Below are 19,136 nucleotides of genomic sequence, written 5' to 3'. Positions count from 1 at the left end.
AGGCGGGTCACCGCCGGACGGCAGGCCTCAGGCGGCCCGTCCGGCGGCGGCCCGGCGGTGCGCGGCCAGATCGCTGCGGCGCACCTGGCGCACCCCGGCCGGGTCGGCGTACGGCTCCGCGTACGGATCGCCCTCCTCGCAGCCGCGCGGCGCGGGCCCGGGGGAGTCGTCCCCGCGGGCGAGGTGGGCGCGCAGCCCGTACCAGGGCTGGAGCGGCAGCCAGCACAGGCCGTGCAGCCAGCGCCGTACGAGCCGGCCCGGCCCCGGGCGGCCGCCGTCCGGCAGGCTCACCACCCGGATGCCCATGATCAGTTTTCCGGCGCCGGCGCCGACGAGCGCGGTGAGGACGACCTGGTTGAGGAACGAGATGACGAGGACCGGCCCGAGCAGCAGGACGACGTCCCCGGGCAGGGGCGCCGAGTCCACGTGCGGCCGGGCCAGTAACCCCGCGGTGACCAGGCAGAGATAGCAGTCGAGGCCCACGGCGAGATAGCGGCGCGTCTCCCCGGCCCGCGGCGGCGTGCGATACCCGGACCGCCCGGTCCGGCCGGGTATGTGCGGCGGCCTCGGCTGCCCGTGTCCGAGCAGCGTGGTTCCGGCCGGTGACGCGAGCCCGTAGTGCTGCCGGCCCGGCCCGTGGCCGCCGTGGTGCCCCGGTGAAGTCTTCATGACGGCATCATGTCCGATTGCCCGTCACGGCGGGCCCGGTCCGCACAGGCGGTTCCCGTACCGGCCGCCCGCCCGCTTACCTCACGGGTAATCGACGCTCCCCGCCGCTCCCGGCAGCATGGTGTGCACCAGCGGACGGAAGACCCGAAGACCGGAGGACGTGACCATGACCGCGTACGCGATCGCGCACCTGCACCCCGATGGCCCGCCCAACGAGGAGGTCCTGGAGTACATCGAGCGCATCCAGTCGACGATGGACCCGTACGGGGGCCGGTTCCTCGTCCACAACACCCCGGCCGAGGTCATGGAGGGCGACTGGCGCGGCGCCCTCGTCGTCCTGGAGTTCCCCGCGATCGAGGCGGCCCGCACCTGGTTCGCCTCGCCCGCCTACCAGGAGCTGATCCCGCTGCGGGCCCGCAACATCGCGGGCGAGGTGGTGCTGGTGGACGGCGTCGGCCGGGACTACGACGCGCGGGCGACGGCCGCCGCGATGCGTGCCGCCGCGTAACGGCCCGAACCATGGTGCAGCCGGCTACACCATGGTTCGGGGGGCGGGGGCCCTCGTACCGGAGCGGGCCGCCCGGAAGGATGGGTGACGCAGCCGGACGCCGACCCGGCCGCGTCACCGGGGCCGGGTCGCCCCGTGTCCCGTCTTCCTTGGAGGTACCCCGTGAAGCCGCTGCTCTGGACCCTGCTCCTCCTCGCGCTCGTCGCGAACGTCTCCCTCAACCTCATGGACGGTCAGGAGGGCCTGCACATCGCCCTGAGCGTCGTCTCGGGCGTGGTCGTCCTGGCGTCGGGCGTGGGCCTGTGGATGCGGCGTACCCCGCGCGAGTACTGAGGGCCTGGCGCCCGGACCTCACAGCCGGGGCCGGGGTGTTGTGAGGTTCACCACCTCGGGGGGTGTCCGGGCATACCCCCCAACCCGGTCGTTCCGCCCGGAACCGGCCCGGGGCAAGGCTTGCGCGACCGGTCGCTGCCGGGCCCGGCGGGATTCACCATGTGGATGGCCATGGAGGATTCGGCCGTCCCACTGGGACACTCGGTGGGCCACAACGGTCCTGTACGTCGCAGTCGTGAGAGCGCGGTACGCGCGCCATCCGGGCGACGCCCTCAATGGGGAGGGGGGACCTGGTGCCCTCCGGGACGGGGGCGCCTTCGCGATGAGCCGACCCATGGAAGGTCTTGATCAGATGACGGCCACCCCTGACTCCGCAATCCCGCACGCCGCCGAGAACCGCGTCATCGAGCCGCTGTACGCGGAGATCCTCCGCCGCAACCAGGGCGAGAAGGAGTTCCACCAGGCGGTACGGGAGGTTCTCGAAACGCTCGGCCCGGTGCTGGCCCAGCGGCCGGAGTTCGTGGACGCCCGGATCATCGAACGCATAACGGAGCCGGAGCGCCAGCTCATCTTCCGGGTGCCGTGGTCGGACGACTCGGGCGACATCCACGTCAACCGGGGCTTCCGGGTGGAGTTCTCCAGCTCGCTCGGCCCGTACAAGGGCGGACTGCGCTTCCACCCCTCGGTCAACCTGGGCATCGTGAAGTTCCTCGGCTTCGAGCAGATCTTCAAGAACGCCCTCACCGGCATGCCCATCGGCGGCGGCAAGGGCGGCTCGGACTTCGACCCGAAGGGCCGCTCGGACGCCGAGATCATGCGGTTCTGTCAGTCCTTCATGACCGAGCTCCACCGCCACCTGGGCGAGTACACCGACGTCCCCGCCGGGGACATCGGCGTGGGCGGCCGCGAGATCGGCTACCTCTTCGGCCAGTACAAGCGGATCACCAACCGCTTCGAGTCCGGTGTCCTCACCGGAAAGGGCCTCGGCTGGGGCGGCGCCCTGGTGCGTACGGAGGCGACCGGCTACGGCTGCGTCATGTTCACCGCCGAGATGCTCCGCAGCCGAGGCGAGTCCCTCGACGGCCAGCGCATCGCCGTCTCCGGCTCGGGCAACGTCGCGATCTACGCGATCGAGAAGGCCCAGCAGCTCGGCGCGACCGTGGTCACCTGCTCGGACTCCGGCGGCTACGTCGTGGACGAGAAGGGCATCGACCTCGACCTGCTCAAGGAGATCAAGGAGCAGGGCCGGGGCCGCATCTCCGAGTACGCCGAACGACGCGGCGCGCACGTGAAGTACGTCGAGGGCGCGGGCGTCTGGAACGTCCCCTGCGACGTGGCCCTGCCCTGCGCCACGCAGAACGAACTGCACGAGGCCGACGCGCTGGCCCTCGTACGCAACGGCGTGAAGGCCGTCGCGGAGGGCGCCAACATGCCCACCACCCCCGAGGCCGTGCGCGTCCTCCAGGAGGCGGGCGTGGCCTTCGCCCCCGGCAAGGCGGCCAACGCGGGCGGCGTCGCCACCAGCGCCCTGGAGATGCAGCAGAACGCCTCGCGCGACTCCTGGACCTTCGCCCACACGGAGGAGCGCCTCGCGGAGATCATGCGGCACATCCACGACTCCTGCTACACCACGGCGGAGCGCTACGGCTGCCCCGGCAACTACGTGGTCGGCGCCAACATCGCAGGCTTCGAGCTGGTCGCGGACGCGATGCTGGCCCAGGGCCTGATCTGACCGGGTTCCCAGCCTGCCGGCACGGGCCAGGGACGCGTCCCTGGCCCGTGCCGGACCGGTCAGTAGTTCATGACCGAATCGATGTAGACCTTCGGGTCGTCCGGCATATTGCCATCGCCCGGATCGGCTATGAGGGTCGTCTCCCGGCCCGTCCCGCCCGCCGCCACACGCGGCAGGTTGAACTTGGTGGTCCGCACCCAGTCCGTCCCGTTTCCCACGCTGACGGTGACCCTGATGTTGAGAGTTCTGTCATGGGTGTTGGTGGCGTTGCAGGCGACATTGAAGCCGATCGCGTTGCGAGTCGCACGGACCTCGACATCGCCTAGCGTAACGATCTTGGTCTTCCCCAGATGGCTGATCACCGGTGACGGCTCCGAGCTCACCTCGGCCGATGCCGGAGCACTCGCGGCGCTGCTCGGTGTGCCGGAGGGGGACGGCCGGGGAGTGGCGGGAGAGCTCGAACTGTCAGAGCATCCGGTGGCCAGAACGGCAAGGAGCAGTGCTGCGGCCCAGGTGACGGGGCGGAGCGCGGCGCGGGCCGGCGTATCACTGGTCAACTCGGCCCCGTCGGCGGCCGAAGCGGCAGGTTCTGCCCTGGTCGCCAACGCTATGGAAGCCTTCACTTCCCCCCTTAAAAGGACAGTCAGGCAGTCCTGACGCGCGGAGATTACCCCATCGGATACCCGGCGCCGGGCCCTCACCGAGTCCGATCAGGGTTCGCCCCCCGGCCGTGACCGGCAGCTAGTCCATGTCCTCGTACCCGTCGTGGAACAGCGCGGAGAAGCTCGTGAACTCGTCCAGTTCGCCGTACTTCGGCGTGAAGAGGTACGCGGCCCACTCGCCGTCCGGCCCGACATCGGTGGGGTCGAGCAACCAGACGTCCTCGCCTCCGGCGACCTCGACGGACCGGCGGAACAGCTGAGCGAAGTCGTCGTTGTCGGCGTCCTCGCCGTAGAGCGGAATCAGGCTCGCACCGGCGTCGCTGTCCCGCATCCAGGAGATGCGCCCGCACGGATACACGAGATCCACCCACCCGCTCACGCGCGGCCACCCGTCGCTGGCCAGCAGGAATCCACGAAGGCTGGGCGGAAACCGCACCCCGAGCCGCTCCTCGGCCGCGACCACGGCCTCCTCCGACGCGGGTTCCCCGCCCAGCCACCTCTCCAGCCGGCCCTCTTCCTCCAGTACCTCCAGCTCGCTCTCCTCCAACAGATCAGCAAGCTCCTGGTCGGAGGCGACGTTCTTCAGATACCGCTCGTCGTACCGCCCCAGATAGCCACGCCACTGCTGCGACGTGGTCAACACACCAGTTTCTGCTGCCTCGTTGGCCCCACCCGTGTCATTCATGACCCCGATGGTGCCAGGTGCGGGGGACCGGATCGCGACCACCGGAGCCGAGTGCGGCCAGGAGGGCAAACGCCCCGGGGCGCTCACCCCTCGGCCGGGGCCACCCCGATCGGGCACGAGACGCCCGTGCCGCCGATGCCGCAGTAGCCGGCCGGGTTCTTGTCCAGGTACTGCTGGTGGGCTGCTTCCGCGGGCCAGAAGGGGCGGCCGTCGGCGGGCAGGATCTCCGTGGTGATCTCGCCGTGGCCGGAGCCGGTGAGGACCTTCTGGTAGGCCTCGCGGGAGGCCTGCACGGCGGCTTCCTGCTCGGGGGAGTGGGTGTAGACCGCCGAGCGGTACTGGGTGCCGACGTCGTTGCCCTGGCGGAAGCCCTGGGTGGGGTCGTGGGACTCCCAGAAGAGCTTCAGCAGCTCGGGGTAGGTGACGACGCGGGGGTCGTAGACGACGCGGACGGCTTCCGTGTGGCCGGTGAGGCCGGAGCAGACCTCTTCGTAGGCGGGGTTCTCCGTGTAGCCGCCCTGGTAGCCGACGAGCGTCGTCCAGACGCCGTCCTTCTGCCAGAACGTGCGCTCGGCGCCCCAGAAACAGCCCATCGCGAAGTCCGCGACTTCCAGGCCGTCCGGGTACGGGCCCAGCAGGGGGTTGCCCAGGACCGTGTGGCGGGACGGGACGGTGAATTCGGGGGTGGGGCGGCCGCGCAGCGCCTCCTGCGGAGTGGGGAGCTGCGGGGTACGGCGGTGCAGGAACATGCGGGGGCTCCTCAAGGGTCGGCGTGCTGTCCGTACAACGCACCGGGTCCGCCGTGGATTCCGCCTCCGGCCCGGCCGGCCAGGTCAGCGGCGCGGCGTGCCGTTCTCGGACTCCGCGTCCTCGACGTAGGCGGCGGTCCGCTTGCGGGCCTTGAACCAGAAGTAGAGGCCGAGGCCGATCAGGATCAGGGGTATCAGTCGGGCCATGAGGTGTACCGGTCCCATCAGTCAGTCGGTCGTCGCCGTGTCGGTGCCTACCGTCGCACACCCCTCCGGTGCCGGGCAGGCCCTACCTCGCCAGCGTCGCCGGGCTGCCGCCGTTCGCCTCGTAGCCGGCCACCGCCAGGGCCCGGTACACGGTGTACTCGGCGGCCGGGTCGGAGCTCTCCGTCCACGGCAGCGCGCCCACGTGCCCGTCGATGTGGACGAACTGGTTCATCGCCTCCGACCAGCGCTCCATCCGGACCAGGAACAGCACCAGCAGGTGGCGGACGTGGGCGAGCATCGGATCGTCCGGGCGGGCCGAGTGGACCGCGTACAGGGCGCCCTCGACCGCCTTGGTCACCGACTGGCTCCGGTAGAAGCCCCGCACCAGGTTGACCTCGGGCAGGTGCTCGTACAGGGCGAACAGCGGCAGCGCGGCCAGCAGGGAGCCCTGCGGGGCGCGGGCCGCGGCCGAGGTGGCGAAGCGGTCGGCCTCCTCGCGGGAGCCGTGCCACTTCTCGCACCAGAAGTGCAGCGCCGCGATGTGTGCGCCCATGTGCGCGGGCGCCCGGTCGATGATCTTCGCCCAGAGCTGGTCGAACTCCTCGTGGGAGTAGCCGAGCCCGCGGGCCGCCGCCAGCTCCACCAGGTACGGCACCGGGTCGCCCGGGGCCAGCAGGGCCGCCTCGCCGACGACCGTCCGGGCCTCCTCCAGGATGATCCGGAAGTCGTCCGTACCGACGGTGGAGGAACGCCAGGCCTGCTGGACCAGGAACTCGGCGTGCACGGCCGCGCCGCCCGCGTCCTTGGGGGACTCGGCCCGCCACTTGCGCAGCCACGCCCCGCCCTCGCCCGGCCGCTGCGCCAGCTCCAGCGAGGCTGCCCCGGCGAACGCCTGTACCCGCTGCCACCGCACCTCGCCCTCCTTCGGCGTCCCGGACAGCAGCTGCGAGGCGGCCCGCCACTCCTGGGTGCCCTGGACGACATCGAGGACGTCCATGAGGTCCTGGTCGGGGCCGGGCATCCGGATGTCCAGTTCCTCCTGGCGCGCGAAGCCGTAGGTGTCCGGGTCCGCGGCGTCCGGGGAGCCGGGCGCCACCTGCCGGATACCGCCGCGGCGCCGGCGCAGATAGGGGCCGGCGACGGCGGCGAGCAGGCACAGAGCGAGCAGGAACCAGAGAATCTCCATGCCCCCATTGTCCCCGGACGGCCCCGGTGCTCCGTGAGCGCCCTCGTGACGAACTACGCTCGGGCCCCATGAGCGACCAGCACAGCTTCGAGACTCTCGCGATCCACGCGGGAAACACCGCCGATCCCCTCACCGGCGCTGTTGTTCCGCCCATTTATCAGGTGTCCACGTACAAGCAGGACGGCGTGGGCGGGCTGCGCGGCGGCTACGAGTACAGCCGCAGCGCCAACCCGACGCGCACCGCACTGGAGGAGAACCTGGCGGCCCTGGAGGGCGGCCGCCGCGGGCTCGCCTTCGCGTCCGGTCTGGCCGCCGAGGACTGCCTGCTCCGTACGCTGCTGACGCCCGGCGACCACGTGGTCATCCCGAACGACGCCTACGGCGGCACGTTCCGGCTGTTCGCGAAGGTCGCCTCGCGCTGGGGCGTGGAGTTCTCGGTCGCGGACACCTCGGACGTGGCGGCGGTCCGGGCCGCCATCCAGCCGCGCACCAAGGCGATCTGGGTGGAGACCCCCTCCAACCCGCTGCTCGGCATCACCGACATCGCGGCCGTCGCCGGTGTCGCCCGCTCGGCGGGTGCGCGGCTGGTCGTCGACAACACCTTCGCCAGCCCCTACCTCCAGCAGCCGCTCGCCCTGGGCGCCGATGTGGTGGTGCACTCCACCACCAAGTACATGGGCGGCCACTCGGACGTCGTCGGCGGCGCGCTGATCGTCAACGACCCCGAACTCGCGGAGGAGCTGGCGTACCACCAGAACGCGATGGGCGCCGTCGCCGGCCCCTTCGACGCCTGGCTGGTGCTGCGCGGCATCAAGACCCTCGCAGTCCGGATGGACCGGCACACGGAGAACGCCACCAAGGTGGCCGACCTGCTGACCCGGCACGCCAAGGTCACCCACGTCCTGTACCCGGGGCTGCCCGACCACCCGGGGCACGAGGTCGCCGCCAAGCAGATGAAGGCGTTCGGCGGCATGGTGTCCTTCCGGGTCGCGGGCGGCGAGAGCGCGGCGGTCGAGGTCTGCAACCGGGCGAAGCTCTTCACACTCGGTGAGTCCCTCGGTGGCGTCGAGTCGCTGCTTGAGCACCCGGGCCGGATGACGCACGCCTCGGCGGCCGGATCGCCCCTGGAGGTCCCCGCCGACCTGGTCAGGCTCTCCGTCGGCATCGAGAACGGCGACGACCTGCTGGCCGACCTGACGCAGGCGCTCGGCTAGGGTCTTTCGTTTGGATCAGGCCGGACACCGCGAGCCCGGCGTGATCCAAACGAGAGGCCCTAGGTGTTCTGTCCACGTGACGGCGCCCGGCACCTCACGGCGCGAGCGCTCCTGGGGCGGGGCCGGTAATCCGGCTCCGCCCGGTGCGTCGGACCCGTCTCAGACGGTGGCCCGCTCGTCCTCCAGCATGGCCCGGACCTGCTCACGCAGTTCGGGGCCGTCGGCGTGCTCATGGACGGAGACGGCGTGCTCGGTCGCCGCGCGCACGACTTCGTCCTCCTCGCCGGAGATGGTCAGCGAGCAGTTCGACTCGCTCGGATACTTGCGACAGTCAGCGATCTTCCTGGTCATGACGACCTCCCGGGCCGGTTCCCTGTGGCCCCGGCCGTTTCCTTCAAGGATAGATCCGGCACGGGCCGCCGGCCGGGGCTACCAGCCCCCCAGCGGCGGCGTCGTCTCCGCCGGTGGCGCCTGCCAGGGCTGGACCGTCACCGCCCACACCGTGAACACCGCCACCGCGGCGATCAGCGCCAGCAGCCCCAGCCGGCGCAGCGCCCGCCGCCGGCGCAGCACCCGGCCGCCGAGCTCCGCCGCCCGTTCCGCCAGATCGGCGGGCACCTGCGGATGCGGCCCCTCCAGCATCCGCCGGACCTCGTCCTCCTTGCGGCCGGCCCCGCTCATGACGTGGCCTCCCGCCGGACGGTGGGTCCGCGGGTGCCGCGCAGCGTGGCCACCGAGCGGTTGCAGATCGCGCGGATCCGGTCCGCGGGCAGTCCGAGCAGCGCCGCGGTCTGCTCCTCGGGAACGCCCTCGTGCAGCCGCAGCACCAGGACCAGCCGTTCCTGCGGGGTCAGCCCGTCCAGCAGCCCGCCGCGCGGGTGGTGGTGGCGCCAGGCCTCCCGCGCGAACCGGCCCGCCAGCTCCTGCCGGGTGCGGTTGTACGGGTCCTCGCCGTGCAGCCGGTCCCAGTCCGCGTACGTACGGGCCAGCGCGGCCGTCAGCAGCCGCAGCGCGCGCTCGTTGGAGCCCGGCGGGCGGGCGGGTTCGGCGGTGAGCAGGGTGGCGGCGTGCAGCAGCCGGCCGGCCGCGCCCGCCACGAAGGCCTCGAACTCCTGGGCGCGGCGCCGCTGTCGGCCCGCCTGGCGCTCTCGCACCCTGTTATCCGAGCGCTCCTCGGGCCCCCGGTCAAGGCCTGGGCACGGCCCGGGTTCCGGGCTGCCGCGCCCTATTCCGCGGCGGGCGGCTGGTTCGCGCTCTGCCGGGCGGCCAGCGCCGCGTTGAAGCGGGTGAGCAGCGCGCAGAACGTGTCCCGCTCCTCCGCGTCCCAGTCGCCCGTCACCTGGGACATCAGCTCGCGCCGCGAGGCCCGGACCTCGTCCAGGCGGGCCTGGCCGCGCGGGGAGAGCTGGAGCACGACCGCCCGGCCGTCCTCCGGGTGCGAGGTCCGCTTGACCAGGCCGGTGTCCACGAGCGGCGCGACCTGCCGGGTCACCGTCGAGGAGTCGATTCCCATCCCGGCGGCCAGCGCCTTCACGCCCATCGGGCCTTCCCGGTCCAGCCGGTTGAGCAGCAGATAGGCGGCCCGGTCCATGGAGTTGCGCACCTGGCCGACACCGCCGAGGCGGGTCTGCTCGGCACGGCGGGCGAAGACCGCCACCTGGTGCTGCAGGGCGTCGAGGAGGTGGTCGGGACCCGGGTTCTCCGGGGCTGCGCCCCCGGAAGGAGACGCGGCAGTCGTCATGTCCTGAGGGGGCATGGCCTGGGGCTCTCTTCGTGCGGTGTCGGATGGGTGGGGGACAGAGTACGCGGCCCCGGGGCAACGCGTACCAGCGCTGCACAAACCTGCGGACATCGGCGCAGGACGGCATCCTCGCGGCGGACGCCACCCCCGACGGCTGCAAGACTTGCGGCATGAACTTCCCGCCGGCCACCCAGTTCCCCCCGCTGATCCTCGACGACATCAAGGGGGCGCAGAAGATGCTCTCCGGCGTCTCACGGGTCACCGCCATGGAGGGCAGCCGCCATCTCACCGAGCTGGTGGGCGCGCCCGTCCAGTTCAAGTGCGAGAACCTGCAGCGGACCGGCTCGTTCAAACTGCGGGGCGCCTACGTGCGGATCGCCGGACTCTCCCCGGTGGAACGGGCGGCGGGTGTGGTGGCCGCGAGCGCCGGGAACCATGCGCAGGGTGTCGCGCTCGCCTCTGCGCTCCTCGGCGTACGGTCGACGGTCTTCATGCCGGTCGGGGCGCCGCTGCCGAAGGTCGCCGCGACGCGCGAGTACGGGGCACGGGTGCGGCTGCACGGCCAGGTCGTCGACGAGACGCTGGCCGCGGCGCAGGAGTACGCGCAGGAGACCGGCGCCGTCTTCATCCACCCCTTCGACCACCCGGACATCATCGCGGGCCAGGGCACGGTGGGGCTGGAGATCCTGGAGCAGTGCCCCGAGGTGCGCACCATCGTCGTCGGGATCGGCGGCGGTGGCCTCGCCGCGGGGATCGCGGTGGCGGTCAAGGCGGTCCGGCCCGACGTGCGGATCGTCGGTGTGCAGGCGGCGGGCGCCGCCGCCTACCCGCCCTCGCTGGCCGCCGGTCGCCCGGTGTCGATCGGCTCGCTCCAGACGATGGCGGACGGCATGAAGGTGGGGCGCCCCGGCGATGTCCCGTTCCCGCTGGTCAGGGACCTGGTCGACGAGGTCCGTACGGTCTCCGAGGACGAGCTCTCCAGCGCGCTGCTGCTCTGCCTGGAGCGGGCGAAGATGGTCGTGGAGCCGGCCGGGGCGAGCCCGGTGGCCGCCCTGCTGAGCGACCCGAAGTCGTTCCGCGGGCCGGTGGTGGCGCTGCTCTCCGGTGGCAACGTGGACCCGCTGCTGATGCAGCGCATCCTGACCCGGGGCATGTCGGCGGCCGGCCGCTACCTGAGCCTGCGGCTGCGGCTGACGGACCGGCCCGGCGCGCTGGCGACGATGCTCGGCGTGCTCTCGGTGGCCGACGCGAACGTCCTGGACGTGAGCCATGTGCGGACCGACCCGCACCTCGGCCTCACCGAGGCGGAGGTGGAGCTGCATCTGGAGACGAAGGGCCCGGAGCACTGCGAGGAGGTCGCGGCGGCGCTGCGCGACGCGGGGTACCTCGTACTGAACTGAACTCCTTGTGTGTCGCGATGTATCGCGTTACTGTGCCATCGCCTGGCCCGTCGGTGTACACGCGTTCGCTTCGGGTGTTCGCCGGGCAAGAGGGGACGGGCAAATCTAGGATCTGTGAGGAAGCCACCCAAACGCACCGGGGGAGCCCCATATGCCAGGCGCCATCTACGCCGAAGGTCTGGTGAAGACCTTCGGCGACGTACGAGCACTCGGGGGTGTTGATCTGGATGTTCCCGAAGGCACCGTCCTCGGACTTCTCGGCCCCAACGGGGCCGGCAAGACGACCGCCGTGCGCGTCCTGACGACGCTGCTCATGCCCGACAGCGGCAGCGCCTTCGTCGCGGGCATCGACGTACTGAAGAGACCCAACGAGGTACGGCGCTCGATCGGGCTGTCCGGCCAGTTCGCCGCCGTCGACGAATACCTGACCGGCCGCGAGAACCTGCAGATGGTCGGCCAGCTCTACCAGATGAGCCGGCGCGACGCGAAGGTCCGGGCGGGGGAGCTGCTGGAGCGGTTCAACCTGGCCGACGCGGCGGACCGGCCCGCCAAGACGTACTCCGGCGGTATGCGCCGCCGCCTCGACCTGGCAGCGGCGCTCGTCGTCTCCCCGCCGGTCATGTTCATGGACGAGCCGACCACCGGCCTCGACCCGCGCAACCGGCAGCAGCTCTGGGAGGTCATCGAGGAACTCGTGGCAGGCGGCACCACATTGCTGCTGACCACGCAGTATCTGGAGGAGGCCGACCGCCTCGCCCATGACATCTGCGTGATCGACCACGGCCTGGTCATCGCCCGCGGCACCTCCGACCAGCTCAAGGCCCGCACCGGCGGCGAGCGCGTCGAGGTCGTCGTCCACCAGCCCGACCAGATCGACCCCGCCCGCGCGGTCCTGGCCGGCCTGGGCAAGGGCGAGGTCGCCGTCGTCCCGCACATGCGGAAACTGACCGTCCCGGTCGACGGCGGCGCCAAGCTCCTCGCCGAGATCATCCGCGACCTCGACGGCCGAGGCGTGGAGATCGACGACATCGGGCTGCGCCGCCCCACTCTGGACGACGTGTTCATCTCCCTGACCGGCCATGCCGCCGAACAGGAGAAGAGCGAAGGGGGCGGTGCGGACGAAAAGGTCGCGGCCGCCGGATCGGAGGCCGAGAAGTGAGCGCCCTCAGCGAAGCGGCCCCCACGCGCGCCCCCCGGGCGAGCGGCGGCATCGGGCAGTCCGTCCGGGACTCGCTGGTCATCGCGCAGCGAAATCTCATCCGCATGACCCGGATCCCCGAAATGATCCTCTTCGGGATCATCCAGCCGGTCATGTTCGTGGTGCTGTTCACCTACGTATTCGGCGGCTCGATCGCCATCCCGGGTGCGGGCGTCAGCGCCAGTGCCTACAAGGAATTCCTGATGGCCGGCATCTTCGCGCAGACCGTCACCTTCGCCACCGCGGGCGCCGGCGCGGGCATCGCGGACGACATGCACAAGGGGCTCATCGACCGGTTCAGGTCGCTGCCCATGGCGCGGGGCGCGGTGCTGACCGGGCGCACCCTGGCCGACCTGGTGCAGACGGCCATCACGCTCGCGGTACTCGCGGCCGTCGCCCTGCTCGTGGGCTGGCGCACCCACGAGAACATCGCCGAGGTGCTCGCGGGCTTCGGCCTGCTCCTGCTCCTCGGCTACGCGTTCACCTGGATCGGTGCGCTGATCGGCCTCTCCGTCCGCACCCCGGAGGCGGCCACCTCGGGCGGTCTGATCTGGCTGTTCCCGCTGACCTTCATCTCCAACGCGTTCGTTCCGGTCAACGGCATGCCGAGGTTCTTGCAGTACGTCGCCGAGTGGAACCCGTTCAGCGCCACGGTGGCTGCGGCCCGCGAGCTGTTCGGCAACACGATCGAGGGCGTGCCGAAGTCCGTGACGGGGGCCTGGCCGATGGAACACCCCATCTGGGCGTCGCTGATCTGGTCCGTGCTGATCATCGTGTTCTTCCGGACCCTGGCGGTGCGCAAGTACCGTTCGGTCGCCGTCTGAGCCCGCAGGACGCGCGAGAGCCCCGGCCGCCTGCGGCCGGGGCTCTCGTTCTCTGCTCGTTGTTCTCTGCCGGGCTGTGCGGATCAGCCGGAGTACGGCTTCGCCGAAAGGATCTTCACCGTGGCGGTCTTGCCGTTCGGCAGCTCGTAGTCCGCGGTCTCGCCCATCTTCTTGCCGTTCACGCCCACCCCGAGCGGGGACTGCGGGGAGTACGTCTCGATGTCCGCGCTCGCGTACTCACGGGAGGCCAGGAGGAAGGTCGTCGTGTCGTCGTCATCGCCGTCGAAGGCGATCGTCACGACCATGCCGGGCTCGACCACACCGTCGTCGGCCGGCGCCTCGCCGACCTTCGCGTGCTCCAGGAGCTGGGTCAGCTGGCGCACCCGGAGCTCCATCTTGCCCTGCTCCTCCTTGGCCGCGTGGTACCCGCCGTTCTCACGCAGGTCCCCCTCCTCACGGGCCGCCGCGATCTTTACGGCGATCTCCGTGCGCGCGGGACCAGACAGGTACTCCAGCTCGGCCTTGAGCTGGTTGTACGCCTCCTGCGTGAGCCAGGTGACGTTTTCGCTGGTCTGGGTCACAGGGTGCTCCTCGTCGGTACTGGGAATACAAAGCATCGCCCTACCCCGAAGCATGCGCTTCCACGGGTGGGCGAAACCACGAGCCTAACAATTCGCCGGGAAAAGGGGGAGAAGGTTACTGACCGATCCTGTCGAGCCGCAGGTCAGCGGCGTCAAGAGCGGGTCAGGACGTGCGTGCGCCGGTCAACCCGACGCCCCGTCGTCGTCCGTGCAGCCCAGCAGCTCGACGCTGGTAGCCCTGGACGTCGTACGCAGCGAGAGCACGCGGTCGATCCGGTCGGTCCGCTCGTCGAAACGGAAGTCCTTGCGGGCGACGTCGGTGCCGTCCTCGCGCTGCGAGCGGATCGTGCAGTAGCCCTTGGCGTCCGGGTCCTTGCGGACCTCCAGATGCACCTCGACCCGGTCGTCCGAGACGACCTTGAACTTGATCACCTCGGCGCTGACACCCTGGCCCGAGACGTAGTCGTAGCCGATCCAGCCGATCACGCCGAGCAGGGCGACGCCCAGCACCGAGCCGATGATCTTGAGTTTGCGGTCCGCACGCTGGTCCGCGGAGCGGCCGTAGCGGTTCTCGGGGGGCGCCTCGCGCACCGCGGTCATGATCGTTCCTCCCGTGCCGGGGATCGAAGGAATTTTCCGCCCCCCGGTTCGGTCACTATAGAAGCCTCCACCCGCCACCCGACCGCCACCCCACACCGACGTCCCTGCGGGACGGCACCTGATGGCGACCGAATCACTGAGGAACGAGTCTTGACTGAGCAGCTTCGACTGATGGCCGTGCACGCCCACCCCGACGACGAGTCGAGCAAGGGCGCGGCCACCATGGCCAAGTACGTGTCCGAGGGGGTGGACGTGCTGGTGGTCACCTGCACGGGCGGTGAGCGCGGCTCCATCCTCAACCCGAAACTCCAGGGTGACGCGTACATCGAGGAGAACATCCACGAGGTGCGCCGGAAGGAGATGGACGAGGCCCGCGAGATCCTGGGCGTCAAGCAGGAGTGGCTCGGCTTCGTCGACTCCGGGCTGCCCGAGGGCGACCCGCTGCCGCCGCTGCCCGAGGGCTGCTTCGCGCTGGAGGACGAGGAGACGGCGGCGGGGCGTCTCGTCGCGAAGATCCGTGCGTTCCGGCCGCAGGTCATCACCACGTACGACGAGAACGGGGGCTACCCGCACCCCGACCACATCATGACCCACACGGTCTCGATGATCGCCTTCGAGGGCGCGGCCGACGCCGAGCGGTTCCCCGAGGCAGAGTTCGGCCCGGTCTGGGCGCCGCAGAAGCTCTACTACAACCAGGGCTTCAACAAGCCGCGCACCGTGGCCCTGCACGAGGCACTGCTGGCCCGTGGCCTGGAGTCCCCGTACGAGGACTGGCTGAAGCGCTGGAAGGAGTTCGAGCGCGCCGAACGCACGCTGACCACGCATGTTCCGTGCGCGGACTTCTTCGAGATCCGCGACAAGGCGCTGATCGCGCACGCCACGCAGATCGATCCGGACGGCGGCTGGTTCCGGGTTCCGATGGACATCCAGCAGGAGGTTTGGCCGACCGAGGAGTACGAGCTGGCGAAGTCTCTCGTCGATACCTCCCTCCCCGAGAGCGACCTCTTCGCGGGCATCCGCGACAATGCCTGATATGTACGCGACTCAGGCACTGCCGCACCTCGTCCCGCTCGCCGAGGAACTGGACAAGAACAAGGTGACCCCCGGGGTCCTCGGCTTCATCGTCTTCGCCGCGCTCGCCGTCGGCGTGTGGCTGCTGATGAAGTCCATGAACCGGCACATGGGCAAGGTCGACTTCGAGGAGGCCCCGGAGGCCCCCGGTACGCCGCAGACGTCCGGCGCCTCCGGGTCCGCGAAGCGGAAGTAGGCAGCGGGGACGGGCGGGGCGGCACCGGGGTCCGGTGGCCGCTCCGCCCCCAAGCGCCGGGCGGGCTCGAGGGCGTCCTCAGAGCGCCGGACGGGCTGAACGCTGCCCTCAAGCGCCGGGCGGGGCTGAAGGATGCCCTCTGTCCGGGATCGCTACGCCCATGATTTCGCGGGCGTGGCGGGTCGGGGTCAGGCCCAGGCGCCAGGCCTGCCAGCCGTCCTCCAGGTCGACTCCGCGGTTCAGGACCACCCGGAACGCCTCCGCGCACTCCTCCAGCTTGCCGTCCCGGGTGGGGTGGCCGGCCGCGACCAGGTCGGCGAGCTCCTGCTGGGCCACCACCGTGCCCACCTCGATGCCGCCCGGGGACGCGTACGGCAGCAGCGTGCAGCGCAGGAAGCGGGCCCAGTCCGCGCCGCGCGCGTCCCCGTACGAGTCGAACAGCTCGGCCGCCTCGCCGCACAGGCCCAGCGCCTGCGGCGCGCGCTGGTTGCCCGCGTCGATCAGGGCCAGCTCCAGACACGTCCAGGCCTCCCCGTGGGCGACCCCGATCCGCCGGAAGTCGGCCCGCGCGTCCACCAGGAGCTGGCGGGCGAAACCGGAGTTGCGCAGGTTGCCCGTCTGGGCGGCCCGCTGGTCGCGGGTGACCCGGCCCGAGTGGTGCCGGGCGCACGCCAGCCCGTACACGTCCCGCATCCGGGAGAACATCGTGCGCGACCGCTCCAGCTGCCGCACCGCAGAATCGGTCTCGCCGCTCTCCTCCAGGGACTGGCCCAGGTAGTAGAGCGTCCACGCCTCGCCCCGCGCGTCCTCGTTGTCGCGGTGCCGGGCCAGCGCGGCGTTCAGCTGCTCCACCGCGGGGACCGGGTCACCGTCCAGCAGCCGGGCGCGGGCCAGCTGGGTCAGCGCCCAGGCCTCACCGCGCTCGTCGCGGGTGCGCCCGTACAGATCCAGGGCCGTGCGCAGCGCGAGCTCGGCCCGCTCCACATCGCCCATCCGCAGGAGCACCTGACCCAGCTGGAACTGCGTCCACGCCTCCCCGTGCAGCGACTCGCCCTCGCGGTGCAGGACCAGCGCGGTGTCCAGCAGTGCCAGCGCCTCGGCCGGGTGGGCCCGGTCGCGCTCCACCGCGGCCAGCGCGTGCATCGACCAGGCCCGGTCCGCGGCCTGGGCCTCGGAGGTCTGCAGTTCGAGCGCCTCCCGCAGCCGCGCCGCCGCCTCGGTCAGATTGCCCTGGTGGTGCAGGGTGATGCCGAGCGAACAGAGCGCAAGCGCCGTACCCGAGTCGTTCTGCGCCTCGCGGTACAGGCCGACGACCGAGGACAGTGTGGTGCGGGCCTTGTCCAGCTCACCCAGCTGACGGGCGGCGATCCCGGTCCGCCACTGCACCGACCGCTCCAGCAGCCCCTGGTCGACCGCCTGCGTCAACTCGCTGATCTCGCCCAGGCGGTAGAGGTCGCCGCGCAGCAGGCAGTAGTCGCACAGCGCGCCCAGCAGATCGAGCACCGCCGCCTGGTCGACGCCCTCGGCGTGCCGCAGCGCGGAGGTGATGAAGCTCGACTCCTCGTCCAGCCAGCGCAGCGCCGCATCCAGCGAGGTGAAGCCGTGCGAGCCGAACTGCCCGGCCCGGGTGGACATCTTGCCGTCCACCATCCGGATCACCGCACCGGCCAGCTCCGCGTAGTTCACGATCAGCCGCTCCTGCGCGGCGGTGCGCTCGGCCGGCTCCTCCTCGTCGAGCAGCCGGGCCAGGGCGAAGCCCCGCACCAGGTCGTGCAGCCGGTAGCGGGAACCGCGCACGTGGTCCAGCAGCCCGGCCCCGGCCAGGGCGGTCAGCAGCCGCCCGGCCTCCTGCTCGTCGGCCGAGAGCAGCGCTGCGGCGGCCGCCGCGCCCAGGCTGGCCCGCCCGGCCAGTGCGAGCCGCCGCAGCAGCCGCCGCGCCGGCTCGGACTGGTCGGTGTAGCGCAGCCACAGCGCCCGCTCGACCGGTGTCACCGGTCCGTACGCGCCGAGACCGGCGGCCAGCGCGCTCGGGCTGCGTTCCCCGAGCGAGGAACCCGCGATCCGCAGTGCCAGCGGCAGCCCGCCGCACAGTTCGGTGATCGCCTCACTGGACGGGTAGTCGTACGGCCCCGGGGCCTCGTCCTGGGAGGCCTCGCGCAGCAGCTCCTCCGCACCCGCCGGGTCCAGCGCCCCGACCTCCAGCTGGTGCACCCACGCCTGGAGGGACCCGGGCAGGTCGAGCGGCTCACGGGCGGTGACCAGGACGAGACTGTCCGAACGCTCCGGGACCAGGGTGCGGACCTGCTCCACGTCACTGGCGTCGTCGAGGACGACCGTCACCGGCGTCCCGGTCAGATGCTGGTGGTACAACTCGCTGAGCCTGCGGACCTGTTGCTCGGCGGACGACCCCGTCGACCGTCCTGCGGAGCCCCCGTCCCGGAACAGCAGCTGCTCGCGCGGCGCGCCCAGCCGGTTCAGCAGGTGGAGCAGCGCGTCCCGGGTCGGCAGCGGCGGCTCGCCGTCCGCGCCGCCGCGCAGGTCCACCACGCACGCGCCCCGGAACTGGTCCTTCAGGTCATGCGCCGCCCGCACGGCCAGCGTGGTGCGCCCGGCGCCCGGCGGGCCGTGCAGCACGACCACGGTGGGCTTCGTCTCCGTCGACGCACGGGCCGCGTGCACCCACTGGGCGATCCGGGCCAGCTCCGTCCGGCGGCCGGCGAACTTGGCTTCCTGCGAGGGGAGATGGCCGAACGACTGCTCCAGGAGCGAGCGCATCCGCGCCGCCGCACTGCGGTCCCCGCCGCGCAGGGCCGGCGCGGTGCGGGCCTTGACGGCGGCGGCCTTCTTCGCCGGGGTACGCGAGGAGGCGGTCAGCATCCGCTGCTGGTCGAGGAACGGGCGGATGCCCCGTACCTCCAGTGCGGTCAGCCACTGGAGCCGCAACTGCTCGGTCCCGCCGGGCTGTCCGAGCGCCCCCGCCCGGCGCGACGCGGCCGGCCAGTGCGATGCGGTGACCTTGGCGACGGTCGCGGTGGCGCCCGCGACGGCGACGACGGCTCCCGCGCCGAGCGCCAGACCCGACGCCGTACCGAGCGCCAGGTCCGCCCCGAAGGCGGCCGTGGCGGCAACACCCGTCACCAGCAGCGGCGTTCCCAGCGTCGCCCGGTTGAACTTCTGCTTCCCGGCCGTCTCGGCGTCCAGCGCCTGGACGTACGAGGCGTACTCCTCGGCCGCCCCCGCGGCCATGGAGTCCAGGGCGTCCCGCGCCCGCGTCATCAGCACGCCGGAGTCCGTCCGGCCGCCGGTGCGCCTGGCCTCCTCCTCCACGGCCCGTACCAACAGCCTTTCGGCATCCGCGCGATGGCTGTCCCGCATGTGTGTCCCCCTCCGGATACGCCGACTGCCCCAGGCTCGGCGGTCGTCGCCGTCAAGTGTCCTGCCTGGGGTCCGTCAGCGCGAGGGTGCGGTGGCCGCGCGCCACAGGAACACACCTGACGAAGACCGGGCGCCCCCGGGGGGATCGCGGAGGAACAACGCGAGGGCGCGTGACGCGGCGGTCGCCGATGCCGTCTTCCGTAAC

General features: G+C 71.7%; 22 protein-coding genes. 9 read left to right on the top strand and 13 right to left on the bottom strand.

The annotated features are described in order from the left end of the window. Positions 1-27: 27 nt before the first annotated feature. Entirely contained in the window at positions 28-669 is a 642-nt protein-coding gene (locus EDD93_RS04500) for an RDD family protein (RefSeq protein ID WP_123523939.1), read from the bottom strand. 166 nt (positions 670-835) lie between these two features. Between EDD93_RS04500 and EDD93_RS04495 the strand changes: the two genes are divergently transcribed. From EDD93_RS04495 to gdhA, 3 genes are all read left to right on the top strand, one after another. Further along, on the top strand, positions 836-1,177 hold the full coding sequence (locus EDD93_RS04495; RefSeq protein WP_123523938.1) for a DUF1330 domain-containing protein: 342 nt from the start codon (positions 836-838) through the stop codon (positions 1,175-1,177). Positions 1,178-1,339: 162 nt separating this feature from the next. Further along, complete coding sequence (locus EDD93_RS39510; RefSeq protein ID WP_185092209.1) at positions 1,340-1,510, top strand: hypothetical protein; 171 nt, start codon at positions 1,340-1,342, stop codon at positions 1,508-1,510. A gap of 352 nt (positions 1,511-1,862) precedes the next feature. Continuing rightward, complete coding sequence (gene gdhA / locus EDD93_RS04490) at positions 1,863-3,242, top strand: NADP-specific glutamate dehydrogenase (RefSeq protein WP_123523937.1); 1,380 nt, start codon at positions 1,863-1,865, stop codon at positions 3,240-3,242. A gap of 59 nt (positions 3,243-3,301) precedes the next feature. Here the strand turns inward: gdhA and EDD93_RS40060 are convergent, their stop codons facing one another. The 5 genes from EDD93_RS40060 to EDD93_RS04470 all read right to left on the bottom strand — a co-directional run bounded on the left by EDD93_RS40060 (position 3,302) and on the right by EDD93_RS04470 (position 6,731). Next, complete coding sequence (locus tag EDD93_RS40060; RefSeq protein WP_260255620.1) at positions 3,302-3,865, bottom strand: hypothetical protein; 564 nt, start codon at positions 3,863-3,865, stop codon at positions 3,302-3,304. A gap of 118 nt (positions 3,866-3,983) precedes the next feature. Then, complete coding sequence (locus EDD93_RS04480) at positions 3,984-4,589, bottom strand: SMI1/KNR4 family protein (RefSeq protein ID WP_123523936.1); 606 nt, start codon at positions 4,587-4,589, stop codon at positions 3,984-3,986. An 83-nt stretch (positions 4,590-4,672) separates the two neighbouring features. After that, entirely contained in the window at positions 4,673-5,338 is a 666-nt protein-coding gene (gene msrA, locus EDD93_RS04475) for a peptide-methionine (S)-S-oxide reductase MsrA (protein WP_123523935.1), read from the bottom strand. 84 nt (positions 5,339-5,422) lie between these two features. After that, positions 5,423-5,545, bottom strand: coding sequence for a hypothetical protein (locus tag EDD93_RS40055; RefSeq protein WP_260146783.1), 123 nt, complete (start codon positions 5,543-5,545; stop codon positions 5,423-5,425). Between the two features lie 82 nt (positions 5,546-5,627). After that, entirely contained in the window at positions 5,628-6,731 is a 1,104-nt protein-coding gene (locus tag EDD93_RS04470) for a hypothetical protein (protein WP_123523934.1), read from the bottom strand. 68 nt (positions 6,732-6,799) lie between these two features. Between EDD93_RS04470 and EDD93_RS04465 the strand changes: the two genes are divergently transcribed. Beyond that, complete coding sequence (locus EDD93_RS04465; protein ID WP_123523933.1) at positions 6,800-7,945, top strand: cystathionine gamma-synthase; 1,146 nt, start codon at positions 6,800-6,802, stop codon at positions 7,943-7,945. A 159-nt stretch (positions 7,946-8,104) separates the two neighbouring features. Here the strand turns inward: EDD93_RS04465 and EDD93_RS04460 are convergent, their stop codons facing one another. The 4 genes from EDD93_RS04460 to EDD93_RS04445 form a co-directional block, all read right to left on the bottom strand. Continuing rightward, complete coding sequence (locus tag EDD93_RS04460) at positions 8,105-8,296, bottom strand: DUF1059 domain-containing protein (RefSeq protein ID WP_123523932.1); 192 nt, start codon at positions 8,294-8,296, stop codon at positions 8,105-8,107. Positions 8,297-8,374: 78 nt separating this feature from the next. Next, entirely contained in the window at positions 8,375-8,626 is a 252-nt protein-coding gene (locus EDD93_RS04455) for a hypothetical protein (protein ID WP_123523931.1), read from the bottom strand. After that, positions 8,623-9,099, bottom strand: coding sequence for a sigma factor-like helix-turn-helix DNA-binding protein (locus EDD93_RS04450; RefSeq protein ID WP_123523930.1), 477 nt, complete (start codon positions 9,097-9,099; stop codon positions 8,623-8,625). The genes EDD93_RS04455 and EDD93_RS04450 overlap by 4 nt, the downstream gene beginning before the upstream one ends. 71 nt (positions 9,100-9,170) lie before the next feature. Then, positions 9,171-9,701, bottom strand: coding sequence for a MarR family winged helix-turn-helix transcriptional regulator (locus EDD93_RS04445; protein WP_123523929.1), 531 nt, complete (start codon positions 9,699-9,701; stop codon positions 9,171-9,173). Between the two features lie 155 nt (positions 9,702-9,856). Here EDD93_RS04445 and ilvA point away from each other — a divergent pair, with 155 nt between their 5' ends. The 3 genes from ilvA (at position 9,857) to EDD93_RS04430 (ending at position 13,108) form a co-directional block, all read left to right on the top strand. After that, the gene (ilvA, locus tag EDD93_RS04440) at positions 9,857-11,086 is read left to right on the top strand and encodes a threonine ammonia-lyase (protein ID WP_123523928.1); all 1,230 of its coding nucleotides are present in this window, start codon (positions 9,857-9,859) and stop codon (positions 11,084-11,086) included. 151 nt (positions 11,087-11,237) lie between these two features. Then, positions 11,238-12,245, top strand: a complete 1,008-nt coding sequence (locus EDD93_RS04435; protein WP_123523927.1) for an ATP-binding cassette domain-containing protein — start codon at positions 11,238-11,240, stop codon at positions 12,243-12,245. Next, complete coding sequence (locus EDD93_RS04430; protein WP_123523926.1) at positions 12,242-13,108, top strand: ABC transporter permease; 867 nt, start codon at positions 12,242-12,244, stop codon at positions 13,106-13,108. The genes EDD93_RS04435 and EDD93_RS04430 overlap by 4 nt, the downstream gene beginning before the upstream one ends. 83 nt (positions 13,109-13,191) lie before the next feature. On the opposite strand, the gene greA is transcribed toward EDD93_RS04430, so the two are convergent. Next, on the bottom strand, positions 13,192-13,689 hold the full coding sequence (greA, locus tag EDD93_RS04425) for a transcription elongation factor GreA (RefSeq protein WP_024488974.1): 498 nt from the start codon (positions 13,687-13,689) through the stop codon (positions 13,192-13,194). 183 nt (positions 13,690-13,872) lie between these two features. After that, positions 13,873-14,289 carry a DUF4307 domain-containing protein gene (locus EDD93_RS04420; protein ID WP_123523925.1) on the bottom strand — a complete coding sequence of 139 codons (417 nt, stop codon included), beginning with the start codon at positions 14,287-14,289 and terminating at the stop codon, positions 13,873-13,875. 150 nt (positions 14,290-14,439) lie between these two features. Between EDD93_RS04420 and mca the strand changes: the two genes are divergently transcribed. Both mca and EDD93_RS04410 read left to right on the top strand, forming a co-directional pair. Beyond that, complete coding sequence (mca, locus tag EDD93_RS04415; RefSeq protein ID WP_123523924.1) at positions 14,440-15,321, top strand: mycothiol conjugate amidase Mca; 882 nt, start codon at positions 14,440-14,442, stop codon at positions 15,319-15,321. A gap of 1 nt (position 15,322) precedes the next feature. After that, positions 15,323-15,556, top strand: a complete 234-nt coding sequence (locus EDD93_RS04410; protein WP_123523923.1) for a hypothetical protein — start codon at positions 15,323-15,325, stop codon at positions 15,554-15,556. Between the two features lie 108 nt (positions 15,557-15,664). Here the strand turns inward: EDD93_RS04410 and EDD93_RS04405 are convergent, their stop codons facing one another. Next, positions 15,665-18,931, bottom strand: coding sequence for a tetratricopeptide repeat protein (locus tag EDD93_RS04405; protein WP_123523922.1), 3,267 nt, complete (start codon positions 18,929-18,931; stop codon positions 15,665-15,667). Positions 18,932-19,136: the final 205 nt, after the last annotated feature.

This window comes from Streptomyces sp. 840.1, from assembly GCF_003751445.1.
Lineage (GTDB): Bacteria > Actinomycetota > Actinomycetes > Streptomycetales > Streptomycetaceae > Streptomyces.
The sequence above is the reverse complement of the archived record's forward strand: the minus strand, read 5'-3'. Positions and strand labels throughout refer to the sequence as shown.